Annotated in this window: 11 protein-coding genes and 1 pseudogene; 7 read left to right on the forward strand and 5 right to left on the reverse strand. The window is 71.9% G+C overall.

Translation table 11 applies throughout. From position 1 onward, the window contains the following. Position 1: 1 nt before the first annotated feature. Positions 2-646, forward strand: a complete 645-nt coding sequence (locus OHT51_RS38160; protein ID WP_328883464.1) for a hypothetical protein — start codon at positions 2-4, stop codon at positions 644-646. A gap of 129 nt (positions 647-775) precedes the next feature. Continuing rightward, positions 776-1,228 carry a phospholipase gene (locus OHT51_RS38165; protein WP_328883465.1) on the forward strand — a complete coding sequence of 151 codons (453 nt, stop codon included), beginning with the start codon at positions 776-778 and terminating at the stop codon, positions 1,226-1,228. Between the two features lie 66 nt (positions 1,229-1,294). Here the strand turns inward: OHT51_RS38165 and OHT51_RS38170 are convergent, their stop codons facing one another. Further along, positions 1,295-3,550 carry a heavy metal translocating P-type ATPase gene (locus OHT51_RS38170; RefSeq protein WP_328883466.1) on the reverse strand — a complete coding sequence of 752 codons (2,256 nt, stop codon included), beginning with the start codon at positions 3,548-3,550 and terminating at the stop codon, positions 1,295-1,297. Positions 3,551-3,617: 67 nt separating this feature from the next. Then, positions 3,618-3,833: a heavy-metal-associated domain-containing protein gene (locus OHT51_RS38175; RefSeq protein ID WP_328883467.1), complete on the reverse strand. Its 216-nt coding sequence runs from the start codon at positions 3,831-3,833 to the stop codon at positions 3,618-3,620. A gap of 189 nt (positions 3,834-4,022) precedes the next feature. On the opposite strand from OHT51_RS38175, the gene OHT51_RS38180 reads away from it, so the two are divergent. Next, complete coding sequence (locus tag OHT51_RS38180) at positions 4,023-4,985, forward strand: hypothetical protein (RefSeq protein WP_328883468.1); 963 nt, start codon at positions 4,023-4,025, stop codon at positions 4,983-4,985. 8 nt (positions 4,986-4,993) lie between these two features. On the opposite strand, the gene OHT51_RS38185 is transcribed toward OHT51_RS38180, so the two are convergent. Genes OHT51_RS38185 through OHT51_RS38195 form a run of 3 tightly spaced genes read right to left on the reverse strand, consistent with a single transcriptional unit; the run spans position 4,994 to position 8,725 of the window. Further along, the gene (locus OHT51_RS38185) at positions 4,994-6,055 is read right to left on the reverse strand and encodes a FecCD family ABC transporter permease (RefSeq protein WP_328883469.1); all 1,062 of its coding nucleotides are present in this window, start codon (positions 6,053-6,055) and stop codon (positions 4,994-4,996) included. Further along, the gene (locus tag OHT51_RS38190; RefSeq protein ID WP_328883470.1) at positions 6,052-7,107 is read right to left on the reverse strand and encodes a FecCD family ABC transporter permease; all 1,056 of its coding nucleotides are present in this window, start codon (positions 7,105-7,107) and stop codon (positions 6,052-6,054) included. Before OHT51_RS38190 ends, OHT51_RS38185 begins: the two co-directional genes overlap by 4 nt. Continuing rightward, the gene (locus tag OHT51_RS38195; RefSeq protein WP_328883471.1) at positions 7,097-8,725 is read right to left on the reverse strand and encodes a (2,3-dihydroxybenzoyl)adenylate synthase; all 1,629 of its coding nucleotides are present in this window, start codon (positions 8,723-8,725) and stop codon (positions 7,097-7,099) included. The genes OHT51_RS38190 and OHT51_RS38195 overlap by 11 nt, the downstream gene beginning before the upstream one ends. Before the next feature lie 149 nt (positions 8,726-8,874). Here OHT51_RS38195 and OHT51_RS38200 point away from each other — a divergent pair, with 149 nt between their 5' ends. The 4 genes and pseudogenes from OHT51_RS38200 (at position 8,875) to OHT51_RS38215 (ending at position 12,350) form a co-directional block, all read left to right on the forward strand. Further along, positions 8,875-10,200: a salicylate synthase gene (locus tag OHT51_RS38200; RefSeq protein ID WP_328883472.1), complete on the forward strand. Its 1,326-nt coding sequence runs from the start codon at positions 8,875-8,877 to the stop codon at positions 10,198-10,200. Then, positions 10,197-11,492, forward strand: a complete 1,296-nt coding sequence (gene entS, locus OHT51_RS38205; protein ID WP_328883473.1) for an enterobactin transporter EntS — start codon at positions 10,197-10,199, stop codon at positions 11,490-11,492. The genes OHT51_RS38200 and entS overlap by 4 nt, the downstream gene beginning before the upstream one ends. Positions 11,493-11,607: 115 nt before the next feature. Further along, a pseudogene (locus OHT51_RS38210) lies at positions 11,608-11,832 on the forward strand (alpha/beta fold hydrolase); the annotation flags it as partial. Next, positions 11,796-12,350 (forward strand): alpha/beta fold hydrolase, encoded by a 555-nt coding sequence (locus tag OHT51_RS38215; protein WP_328883474.1) that lies wholly within the window; start codon positions 11,796-11,798, stop codon positions 12,348-12,350. The pseudogene OHT51_RS38210 and the gene OHT51_RS38215, both read left to right, overlap by 37 nt. Positions 12,351-12,369: the final 19 nt, after the last annotated feature.

Below are 12,369 nucleotides of genomic sequence, written 5' to 3' on the forward strand. Positions count from 1 at the left end.
CATGAGTGGACCGAGTGGGACGCCGTCGCGTGAGGCGGGCGAGGTGTTCGGCCCGCGCATGACCCTGTTCGCCGACGTGCTGAGCGTCGGCCTCGCCACAGCCGTGGCCAGTCTGCCGCTGCTGACGGCGCCCGCGGCGCTGTCGACGGCGTGCGCGATGCTGCGCGGCGCCCGTGAGGAGCGGCCCGCCACCGCAGGACGGTACTTCGCGCTGCTACGGCGGCGACTGCGGGCCGGCGACCTGGCGGCGGGCGCCCTGGTGCTCGCGGGAGCGCTGCTGCTTGCCGGTGACCTGGCACTGGCGGGGGCGGGGCTGCCGGGTGCGCCGCTGTTCGCCGTGCCGGCCGCCGCGATCGTTGCGTGTGCCCTCGTGACCGGCCTCAGGGCCTGCGCCCGCCGCGAGTCGCTCACCGACTGGCGTGCGGCCGTGCGCGGGGCCGCCCGGGACTCCGTACAGGACGTGGGCGGCAGCGGCCTGGTGCTGCTCGCGGTGGCGACCGCGGTGCTGTGCGCCTGGATGATGGTGCCGCTCGCGTTCCTCGCCCCGGGACCGCTCGCCCTGGCGGTCACCGCCGTGGACGTACGGAGGGAGGGTAGGCGCGGGCAGACGAGGGCTCACCGCGCGGAGCGCGAATTCATCCCCTGATCTCCTCGCATGTCCCAGAGTTAACGGGTCATTAGGTCGCTTGCGGTGTAAAAGGACTGTTGGGGTGTCAATCATCTTGTCATGAACCTGCGACCCGACGGGCGGGTCGCAGCCTCATGGAGGTGTGGAATGCACCGCACACTCGCCACAGGTCTCGCCGCATCAGCCCTCTCCCTCATGGCCGTCGTCGCCACCGCCACGGCCGCGGAAGCCGCCCCCGCCGACAAGCCCCAGGTCCTGGCCAACTGGACCCAGACCAGCGCGTCGAGCTACAACTCCTGGGTCGCCGCCCGCTCCAACCAGTCCGCCTGGTCCGCGTACGGCTTCGACTGGTCCACGGACTACTGCTCCTCCTCGCCGGACAACCCGTTCGGCTTCCCCTTCTCCACGTCCTGCGCCCGGCACGACTTCGGCTACCGCAACTACAAGGCGCTGGGCACGTTCAGCGCCAACAAGACGCGCGTCGACAGTGCCTTCTACGAGGACCTCAAGCGCGTGTGCGCCGGCTACAGCGGTGCGTCGAAGACCGCCTGCAACAGCACGGCCTGGACCTACTACCAGGCCGTGAAGGCCTTCGGCTGATGAGCCGCTGAGTGACCGCACGGCAAAGGGGGCGCCGCTTGAGCGGCGCCCCCTTTGCGTGACGATTCAGCTCGTGGCCCGGAACGAGCGCAGGCGCAGCGAGTTGCCGACCACGAAGACCGACGAGAAGGCCATGGCCGCTCCGGCGATCATCGGGTTGAGCAGGCCGGCCGCGGCGAGCGGCAGGGCGGCGACGTTGTAGGCGAAGGCCCAGAACAGGTTCGACCGGATGGTGCCGAGCGTCCGGCGGGAGAGCCGGATGGCGTCGGCGGCGGCGCGCAGGTCGCCCCGCACCAGGGTCAGGTCGCCCGCCTCGATCGCGGCGTCCGTACCGGTGCCCATCGCCAGACCCAGGTCGGCCTGGGCGAGCGCGGCCGCGTCGTTGACGCCGTCGCCGACCATCGCGACCGAACGGCCCTCGTCCTGAAGCCGCTTGACGACGTCGGCCTTGTCCTGCGGCAGCACCTCGGCGATGACGTCCTCAGGAGCGATCCCGACCTCGCGGGCCACGGCGTGCGCGACGGCACGGTTGTCGCCGGTCAGCAGGATCGGGGTGAGCCCGAGGGCGCGCAGCCGCCGGATCGCCTCCGCACTGGTCTTCTTCACCGCGTCGGCGACCTCCAGGACCGCCCGCGCCTCACCGTCCCAGGCGACCGCGATGGCGGTACGACCGCCCTCCTCCGCCTCCGCCCTGGCCCGCCGCAGTTCCTCGGGCAGTTCCATCGCCCAGTCGGCCAGCAGCCGCTCCCGGCCCACCAGGACCGCGTGTCCGTCGACGACGCCCTGAACCCCGAGGCCGGGTACGTTCGCGAAGTCCTCCGGGGTGGGCAGCGAACCCAGCTTCTGCAGTGCCCCGTCGGCCACGGCACGGGCGATCGGGTGCTCCGAGGAGTGCTCCAACGCGCCCGCGAGACGCAGGACTTCGGCCTCGTCGGTGTTGTCCGCGGTGTGCACGGCCAACAGGGTCATCCGGCCGGTGGTCACGGTGCCCGTCTTGTCGAGGACGATCGTGTCGACCTTGCGCGTGGACTCCAGCACTTCCGGGCCCTTGATCAGGATCCCGAGCTGCGCGCCACGTCCGGTGCCCACCATCAGCGCGGTCGGCGTGGCAAGACCCAGGGCGCACGGGCAGGCGATGATCAGTACGGCGACCGCGGCGGTGAAGGCGGCGACCGGCTCGGCCCCGTTGCCCAGCCAGAAGCCGAGGGTGGCCAGCGCCAGGGTGATCACGACCGGCACGAACACGGCGGAGATCCGGTCCGCGAGCCGCTGCGCCGCCGCCTTGCCGTTCTGCGCGTCCTCCACCATCCGGGCCATCCGGGCGAGTTGGGTATCGGAACCCACGCGCGTGGCCTCGACGACGAGCCGGCCGCCCGCGTTGATCGTGGCGCCGGTGACCGGGTCGCCCACGGCCACCTCGACCGGCACGGACTCGCCGGTGAGCATCGAGGCGTCCACCGCCGACGAGCCCTCGACGACGGTCCCGTCGGTGGCGATCTTCTCGCCGGGCCGTACCAGGAAGCGGTCGCCGGCCTTCAACTCCGAGACGGGTATGGCGCGTTCGGCGCCGCTCCCACCCAGGACCGTCACGTCCTTGGCGCCCAGCTCCAGCAGCGCCTTCAGTGCCGCACCCGCCTTGCGCTTGGAGCGGGCCTCGAAATAGCGCCCGGCCAGGATGAAGGCGATGACACCGGCGGCAGCCTCCAGATAGATGTTCCCGGAGCCGTCACTGCGCGCGATGGTCAGCTCGAAGGGGTGCGTCATGCCCGGCTCGCCCGCCGTGCCGAGGAACAGCGCCCACAAGGACCACAGGAACGCGGCCGAGGTACCCACCGAGATCAGCGTGTCCATGGTGGCCGCGCCGTGCCGCAGATTGGTGAACGCCGCCTTGTGGAAAGGCCACCCGGCATACGTCACGACGGGCGCCGCCAGCGTGAGCGACAGCCACTGCCAGTACTCGAACTGCAGGGCCGGGATCATGGCCATCGCGACGACCGGCACCGCGAGCGCCACTGCGGTGACCAACCGTTCCCGAAGCGGCCGCAGTTCATCGGGCCCGTCGCCGCTCCCGGCCTCCTCGCGTGCGGGCGGCGCCGGCTCCTGCGCGGTGTACCCGGTCGCCTCCACGGTGGCGATCAGGTCCTGGACGGACACGTCGTCGCCGTAGCTGACCTTCGCCTTCTCGGTGGCGTAGTTGACGGTGGCGGTCACGCCGTCCATGCGGTTCAGCTTCTTCTCGATGCGCGCCGCGCACGAGGCACAGGTCATGCCGCCGATGGCGAGCTCTACCTCGGTCGTGGGGTCGGACGCGGTGGTGGTCATCCCAGCTCCTCGTGCGGGGTGCGGGCGGAGCCCGGTGCGGCCGGGCCCCGGCGATTCGGGGTGCGGGTCAGGCGGCGCGGCCGGTCAGCTCGTAGCCGGCCTCGTCGACGACCTCGGTGATCAGGGCGTCGTCCGGCTCGCCGGCGCTGGTGACGGTGACCTGGCCGGTCGCGAGATCGACACCGACCTCCGTGACGCCGTCCAGCTCGCTGATGACCTTGGTGAGCGTGGCCTTGCAGTGGGCGCAGCTCATACCGGACACGGCGTACGTGGTGGTGGTCATGGGTTCCTCCCGAAAGGGCACTGTCCCGGTCGACCCGGGTACGGGGTAGGGGTATCCTTGCCGGTGTCCATGTATACCCCTAGGGGGTAGCCAAGGCAAGTGAGGGACCGGGTTGACTTCATACCCCCTAGGGGTATCGTGAAGTGCAGTGAAGGATCATATCGAAGGACCGACCCGCAGGAGACCGCCATGCATGCCGGACTGAGGATCACCGCGTTCACCGCCGCACTGACCGCGACCTTCGGCACCGCCTACGGTGTGGGCAAGGGCGTCGACCCGGTCGTCGAGGACCCGGCCCCCGCCCGCCACGAGAGCCACAGTGAGGCGCCATCGGCACCGGAGGACGGCGGGCACGGCGGCGGGCACGAGACGAAGCCGGCCGGCGGGCTGCAGATCTCCGAGGGCGGCTACACCCTCGACCTGCGCACCCCGGGCGTCACGGCCGGACAGCGCTCCGACCTGAGCTTCGTCATCCGCGACGACGACGGACGTGCCGTCACCGCCTACCGGCGCGAGCACGAGAAGGAACTCCACCTCATCGTGGCCTCACGCGACCTGGACACCTATCGCCACCTGCACCCCACCCGCGCCGCCGACGGCACCTGGAGCATCCCCGTCGAGCTGCCCCGCGCGGGCGGCTACCGCGTCTTCGCCGACTTCACCCCGGCGAAGAAGGACGCCGAGAACCTCACCCTCGGCGCGGACCTGGCCGCCGCCGGCTCCTACGAGCCGCAGCCGATGCCGGCGCCGAACACCACGGCGAAGGTCCATGGCTACGAGGTCCGGCTGGACGGCGCCCTGCGCCCGGGCAAGGAGAGCGAGCTGAAACTGAAGGTCTCGCGGGGCGGCCACCCCGTCACCAACCTCCAGCCCTACCTCGGCGCCTACGGCCACCTGGTGGCCCTGCGCTCGGGCGACCTCGCCTACCTCCACGTCCACCCCAACGGGGAGCCCGGCGACGGCAGGACGAGGCCCGGCCCGGCGATCTCGTTCACGGCGACGGCGCCGAGCAGCGGCTCGTACCGGCTGTTCCTCGACTTCAAGCACGAAGGGGAGGTGCACACGGCGGAGTTCACCGTGCGGGCAGGGGCGACGGCGCCCGCCTCACAGGCGCCCGGACACGAGGACGGGACCGCGGAGCACGGGCACTGAGCGGCGGGTCAGATCCGCCCCGCCCGCCGCTGCCTCCGCAGCAGCAGCCCCAGGTACACCCCGCCGACGACCGCGGTCACCACACCGACGGGCAGTTGCGCAGACTCGTGGATGCGCTGCGAGGCGAAGTCCGCGGCGACCACGAGCAGCGCGCCGGTGCAGGTGGCCGCGAGGAGGTTCGGGCCGGGGGCCCGGGTGAGCCGGCGGGCCAGCTGGGGGGCGATGAGAGCCACGAAGGGGATCGGTCCGGCGGCTGCCGTGGCCACCGCGCAGGCCGCCGTGCCCAGGACGAGGATCACCAGCCGGGTCCGCTGGACCGGCACCCCGAGCCCGCCCGCCACGTCGTCGCCCATTTCCAGGATCCGCAGCCTGCTCGCGGCGAGCGCCACCAGCGGCAGCACGACGAGCAGGCCGACGGCAGCGGGTCGGACGTCGCCCCAACCCCGGCCGTTGAGGCTGCCGTTGAGCCACACCATCGCCTGCGCGGCCTGAGTGAAGCGGGCTTTGGCCAGCAAGTAGGCGTTCACACCCTGGAGCAGGGCGCTCACCCCGATGCCGACCAGCACCAGCCGGAACCCGTGGACGCCCTGCCGCCACGCCAGCAGATACACGAGCACGGCCGTCGCGAGGCCCCCGCCCACCGCCCCGAGGGCGATCTGGCCGCCGGTGCCGCCGACGAGCAGGACCACCAGCAGGCCCCCGGTGGCCGAGCCGTAGGTGAAGCCCACGATGTCGGGGCTGCCCAGCGGATTGCGGGTCAGGCTCTGGAAGAGGGCACCGCTCAGCCCGAGTGCCGCGCCGACGAGGATGGCGGTCAGCAGTCGGGGCAGCCTCAGGTCGTTGATCACGAAGTCGGTGCGCGGGCTGCCGTTCCCCAGCAGCGTGCGGACCACGTCCGGCGGGGAGATCGTGTACTCGCCGGTGCCGAGCGCGAGGACACCGACCGCGGCGGTCGCGACCAGCACCAGCACACAGACCGTCACCGCGCGCACATCCACGCGTAGGGAGAGTCGGTGCGAGCGGCTCCGTACGACATGGGTACGGGTGCGTGGCGGGGCCTGCGTCGTCATGCCGTCACCGTCCTGCGGTAGCGGACCAGTGCGATGAACACGGGGGCCCCGACCACGGCCGTGACCACACCCGCGTCCAGTTCGTCGGGGCGTACGACGACCCGGCCGAGGACGTCGGCGAAGAGCAGCAGGGCGGGCGCGAGCAGCAGGGACAGCGGGAGCGTCCAGCGCTGGTCGGCGCCGGCGATCATGCGGGCGATGTGCGGCACCGCGAGGCCGACGAAGACCAGCGGCCCGACGGCGGAGGTCGCCGCGCCGCACAGCACCGTCATGGCGGCGAGGCCCAGGAAGCGCGTCCGGTCCACGTGCGCGCCCAGCGCCCTGGCCCCGTCGTCGCCGAGCGCGAGCGCGTTCAGCGGCCGGACCAGCGCGAGCGCCAGCACCAGGCCCACCGCGACGAACGGCGTGATCGTCGTCAGTGTCTCGCCGTCGGCCCGGGCGAGCGAACCCACGCTCCAGAACCGCAGTTGGTCCAGGGCCTGGGCGTCGAGCAGCATCAGGGTCTGGCTGATGCCGGTGAACACGGCGGCGATCACCGCGCCGCCGAGGGCGAGCCGCTCGGGAGTGGCACCGCCGCGTCCGCCCGAGGCCAGCGAGTACACCAGCAGACCCGCCACCACCGCGCCCAGCATGGCGAACCACACCGAGGCCCACAGGCTCGTGATACCGAGCACCGTGATGGACAGGACCACGCCGGTGGCCGCGCCCGCGTTGATGCCGAGCAGTCCCGGATCGGCCAGCGGGTTGCGGGTGAGCGCCTGGATGAGCGCGCCCGCGACGCCGAGCGCGGCTCCGGCGGCGATGCCCGCCAGGGTGCGCGGCACACGGACGTCCCAGATGACGGAGGCCGCGGTCGAGCCGTCGTCGTGGAGCAGCGCGTCCATGACGACGCCCGGCGACAGGGCGCGTGAGCCGACCGCGAGACTGAGCACGGCGGCGGTGATCAGCAGGAGCAGGGCACCGAGCACGGCCAGGGTGCGGGTCGAGTTGCGGCGCCTGGTAGGTCGCTTGTCCGTCCGTACAAGTGGGGCCCTGCCGGCCTCAGTTGCCACCGATGCCCTCCGCGCGGAGGCGTTCGGCGATGAGCCGGCCGAGCGCCTTCTTGTCGATCTTTCCTACCGACGTCCGGGGAAAGGCCTCGATGACCTCCACCCGGTCGGGGAGCTTGTACGCGGCGACCCCTCGCTCGGTGAGGAACGCGGCCAACTCCCGCTGCATCGGGGGCTGTCCGCGCGGGACGAGGTAGGCGCAGGTGCGCTCGCCCATCGTCTCGTCGGGCATGCCGACCACCGCCGCGTCGTGCACGGCGGGATGGGCGAGGATGTGGTTCTCCAGCTCCTCGGCGGAGATCTTGTCGCCGCCCCGGTTGATCTGGTCCTTGGCCCGGCCCTCCACGACCAGATGCCCGGAGGGCAGGACCCGCACGAGGTCGCCGGTGCGGTAGTAGCCGTCGGTGGTGAAGGCGCGGGTGTTGTGTTCGGCGGCGCGGTAGTAGCCGCGCAGGGTGTACGGGCCGCGGGTGAGCAACTCGCCGCTCGCGCCGGGAGGGACGTCGCGGTCCTCCTCGTCGACGACGCGGACTTCGTCGGCGGGCGACATCGGGCGGCCCTGAGTGCCGATCACCAGCTCGGGCGGATCGTCGAGCCGGGTGTAGTTGAGCAGACCCTCGGCCATGCCGAAGACCTGCTGGAGCGTGCAGCCGAGGGCCGGTTCGACCCGGGCGGCGGGTTCGGCGCCCAGCTTGGAGCCGCCGACCTGGAGCAGGCTCAGCGAGGAGAGGTCGGCCTCCTCCCACTCGACGGCGTCGAGCCACAGCAGCGCGATCGGCGGGACCACGGCGGTGGCGGTGACCTTCTCCCGCTCGACCAGCGCGAAGGCGTCCTCGGGGCTCGGCGTGGGGGAGAGCACCACGGTGCCGCCCGCCATCAGGGTGCCGAGCAGACCGGGACATGCCAGCGCGAAGTTGTGCGCGGTCGGCAGCACCACCAGATAGACGGTGTCCCGGCCGAAGCCGCAGACCTCCGCGCTCGCACGGACGTTGTACGCGTAGTCGTCGTGGGTGCGCGGGATGAGCTTCGGCTTGCCTGTCGTGCCGCCGGACAGCAGCAGGACCGCCACATCGCCGGAATCGGGCACGGCCGGCGGGACCGGGTCGGCGTCGATGTCGGCGAGCGCGGTGAACTCCGCGGCGTCGCCCGCCACCAGCACGTGCTCGACCCCGGGCACCGCCTTGCGCAGGCCCCGGGCGAGCGCGCGGTGGTCGAAGCCGTCGTGCAGATCCGGGATCGCGTACGCCGTCGCGCCGGACACCTCGGCGACATGCACGATCTCGCTCTCGCGATGCGCGGGCAGGGTGAGCACCGGTATCGCGCCCGCCCTCAGCAGCGCGAAGAAGAGCACCACGAAGGCGTCCGTGTTGGGCAGTTGGACGACCACACGGTCCCCGCCGGCGATGCCGAGCCGGCGTAGTCCCGCCGCCATGCGGTCGGCGCGCAGATCGAGTTCGGCGTAGGTCCACCGGTTGCCGTCGGCGTCGACGAGCGCGGTCCGGTGCGGTGTGCGCTCGGCGCTGTCCCTCAGCAGCCGGTCCAGCGGCCGGCCTTCCCAGTAGCCCTCTGCGCGGTACTTCTCGGCCAACGGCTCCGGCCAGGGCACCCAACCGTCGAGCATCCTCAACTCCCGCCTGCTGTTTAGGAAAGGCTTGCCTAATGATTCATCGGGGTCAAGCCTGGGGGTGTGATCTGGACGGCGCTGCGCCGCGGAGGCTAGGGTCTGTAGAGAATTAGGTTAGGTTAACCTAAGTCCAGGGAGGTAGGTCCTTGCTGCGTTATCGGAGCGCGGAGACGGAACTGCCGGGAGACCCCGTCCAGTTGGCGGCGAGACTGGCGGAGTCGGGCGTGTTCGACCAGTACGTGATCTACGAACAGAACGGCGACGTCTGGTTCGCCGGAGGAGCGCTCGGCGAGATCCAGGTCGGCCGCTCCGAGATCCGCCGCCGATGGCTCGACGAGGGAACCGCGGCCCCGCTGGGATCGCATCCACTGCACCAAGTCCACGAAGAACTGGGCCGGTTGGCGGTGGCGGGCTGGACCGCCTACGGCTGGATGGCGTTCGAGTTCTCCCATCTGTACGCCGGCCGCCCCGACCGGGCCGGCGACGACGACCTGCTCCATCTGATCGTCCCGCACAGCGAAGTGAGGCTGCGTCAGGAAGGCGCCGTGATCCGCAGTGCGGACCAGGAGACGCTGGACGCGCTGATCGCGTTACTCGACGGCGCCGACGCGCCCCGCACCGCCGTACCCCGCCCCATCGACGTCTCGGACGGCGAGGGGCGTTACCCGGACATGGTGGCCCAGGCCATCGAGGAGATACGGACCTCCGACCTCCAGAAGGTCATACTCTCCCGGTCGGTGGACGTGCCCTTCCCGGTCGACTTCGTCGCCACGTACGTCCACGGCCGCTCGCACAACACCCCCGCCCGCTCCTTCCTGCTGAACGTCGGCGGGCGCCGGGTCGCCGGATTCAGCCCCGAGACCGTCGCCGAGGTCAGCGCGGACGGCGAGGTCGTCACCCAGCCCCTCGCCGGCACCCGCGCCCGCGGCTTCGGCGATCTGGAGGACGAGCGCCTGCGCGCCGAACTCCTCGCCGACCCCAAGGAGATCTCCGAACACGTGCTGTCGGTCAAACTCGCCGAGGAGGAGATGGCCACCGTCTGCCGGCCCGGCACCGTCTCGGTGCGTGACCTGCTGAGCATCCGCCGGCGCGGGAGCGTGCAGCACCTCGGCTCCAGCGTGCACGGCCTGCTCGCCGAGTCCGCCACCGCCTGGGACGCCCTGCGGGCCGTGTTCCCCGCGGTGACCGCCTCCGGCATCCCCAAGGCACCGGCGTACGACTGCATCGCCCGGCTCGAAAAGGAACCACGCGGCATCTACAGCGGCGCCGTGCTGCGGGCCGGCAGCGACGGCTCGCTCGACGCGGCGCTCGTACTGCGCAGCCTCTTCGAGGAGGACGGCCGCACCTGGCTGCGGGCCGGCGCCGGCATCCTCGCCGGGTCGACCCCGGCCCGGGAGCTGGAGGAGACCTGCGAGAAGCTGCGCAGCGTCGCCCCCTACGTGGTCCCGGCACAGGGTCAGGGGAGCGCGTGAGGCTGGGAGAAGTCGTCGTCGACGTAGCGCCCTTGCGCTCCAGCCGGAACTTCAGACTGATCTTCGCCACCCAGGCGATCTCCATGGTGGGCACCCACCTCACCGCGGTGGCGGCCAGTCTGCAGATCTACCACCTCACCGGATCGTCGGTCCATGTGGGCCTGATGAGCCTGGTGCTGGGACTGTCGCTGCTGGTCGGCCTGATCCCGGGCGGCCTGCTCGCCGACCGGGTCGACCGGCGCAAGGTCATGCTGGTCACCCGGGCGGCGACCGCGGTGGTCATCGCCGGGCTCGCGGTGAACGCGGCGATGCCCGATCCGCAGGTGTGGTTCGTCTTCGTGGCGGCCGTACTGGCAGGCGGCACCGCCGGGTTGGGCGGCCCGGCCCTGATGGCGGCCACGCCGGCCCTGGTGCAGCCCGGGCAGCTGGCGGCGGCGGGCGCGCTGACGACCCTCACCGCCCAACTGGGCGGCATGGTCGGACCGTCGCTCGCCGGCATCATCGCGGCCGGGCCCGGCGTCGCCATGTGCTTCGCGATCGACGCGGCCATCTACGTCGTAGGACTCGCCCTGCTCGCCCCGCTGCCGAAGCTCGCCCCCGAGGGGCCCGCCGAGAGGCAGCATCCGCTGAAGGCGATGGGGGAGGGGCTGCGCTTCCTGCGCAGCAACCAGGTCGTGGCCGGACTGCTGCTGATCGACGTGTGCGCGGTGGTCTTCGCGATGCCGTACGCCCTGTTCCCCGAACTCGGCACCGAGCACTTCGGCGGCGGCCCCTCCACCGTCGGCCTGCTCTACACCGCACCCGCGGTGGGGTCCTTCTTCGGGGCGCTGACCAGTGGCTGGACCGGCCGGGTGCACCACACCGGGCGGGCGCTGATCGGCGCGGTCGCGGTGTGGGGTGTGGCGATCACCTGCTTCGGCCTCAGCCCCAACCTGTGGCTCGCCCTGGCCTTCCTGGCCCTGGCCGGCCTCGGCGACACCGCCTCGGAGATCCTGCGCCGGGCCCTGCTCCAGCACTACACACCGGACCGGCTCCAGGGCCGGGTCGGCAGCCTGTGGCTCGCCCAGGCCACGGCCGGCCCCTCCGTCGGCAACGTCGAGGCGGGCCTGGTGGCCAGGGCGCTCGGGTCGTCGAGTGGGGCCGTGGTGCTCGGCGGCGTGGTCTGTCTGGCCGGGGTGGGCGCGCTGGCCCTCGCCATGCCGGAACTGCGGAAGGCCACGCTCAGCCGGCCTCCGGATGCCGACGGGGACGACCGGGCGGCGCCCGCCGAGGCGTCCCCGGCAGCCGACTGACCAGCCGACGGACCAGCCTCGCACGACAGGGCGGAGGACCATGCCGAGCGCGCGGATCAACGGAATCCGGCTCCACTACGAGGACACCGGCACCGGCGATCCGGTGGTCCTGGTGATGGGCCAGGGCGCCGGAGGCCGGGCCTGGCACCTCCACCAGGTGCCGGCGCTGGTCGACGCCGGCCATCGGGTCGTCACCTTCCACAACCGGGGCATTCCACCGACTGACGAGTGCCCGGAAGGCTTCACCGTCGACGACCTGGTGGACGACACGGCGGGACTGGCCGAGTACCTCGGACTCGCGCCGTGCCGGTTCGCCGGTGTCTCCATGGGGGCGTACGTCGTCCAGGAACTGATGCTCGCCCGGCCCCGACTGGTCCGGCAGGGCGTGCTGATGGCCACCGCGGCCGCACGGACGCACTGCGCGCCGCGATGGCCGAGGCCGAACGTGCCCTGCACGACAGCGAGGTGGAGCTGCCCACGGCCTACTTCGCATGGATCCGCGCCCTGCAGAACCTGTCACCGGCCACCCTGGACGACGACCGGCAGGTCCAGGACTGGCTGGACCTCTTCGAGTTCTCGCCTCAGCCCCAAGGGCCCGGCGTGCGGGCCCAGTTGGACCTACAGGTCCCGGAGGGCCGACTGGCGGCCTACCGGGCGATCGATGTGCCCTGTCTCGTGATCGGCTTCGCCGATGACGTCCTCCTGCCGCCCCACCTGGGGCGCGAGGTCGCCGACGCCATACCGGGTGCCGCATACCAGGAGATCAAGGGCTGCGGCCACTACGGGTACCTGGAGCGTCCGGACGAGGTGAACCGGGTGCTGCTGGACTTCTTCCGCGATGGTCCCACCATCGTTTAGGTTAGCCTCACCTAAGTTG

The sequence above is a fragment of the Streptomyces sp. NBC_00299 genome (assembly GCF_036173045.1).
In the GTDB taxonomy this organism is placed as follows: Bacteria; Actinomycetota; Actinomycetes; order Streptomycetales; family Streptomycetaceae; genus Streptomyces; species Streptomyces machairae.

What these genes read in the sequence shown, in the direction of transcription:
- OHT51_RS38175 (WP_328883467.1), bottom strand. Translation starts at nt 3,833, where the DNA reads ATGACCACCACCACGTACGCCGTGTCCGGTATGAGCTGCGCCCACTGC.
- OHT51_RS38180 (WP_328883468.1), top strand. Translation starts at nt 4,023, where the DNA reads ATGCATGCCGGACTGAGGATCACCGCGTTCACCGCCGCACTGACCGCG.
- OHT51_RS38165 (WP_328883465.1), top strand. Translation starts at nt 776, where the DNA reads ATGCACCGCACACTCGCCACAGGTCTCGCCGCATCAGCCCTCTCCCTC.
- OHT51_RS38195 (WP_328883471.1), bottom strand. Translation starts at nt 8,725, where the DNA reads ATGCTCGACGGTTGGGTGCCCTGGCCGGAGCCGTTGGCCGAGAAGTAC.
- OHT51_RS38185 (WP_328883469.1), bottom strand. Translation starts at nt 6,055, where the DNA reads ATGACGACGCAGGCCCCGCCACGCACCCGTACCCATGTCGTACGGAGC.
- OHT51_RS38160 (WP_328883464.1), top strand. Translation starts at nt 2, where the DNA reads ATGAGTGGACCGAGTGGGACGCCGTCGCGTGAGGCGGGCGAGGTGTTC.
- OHT51_RS38170 (WP_328883466.1), bottom strand. Translation starts at nt 3,550, where the DNA reads ATGACCACCACCGCGTCCGACCCCACGACCGAGGTAGAGCTCGCCATC.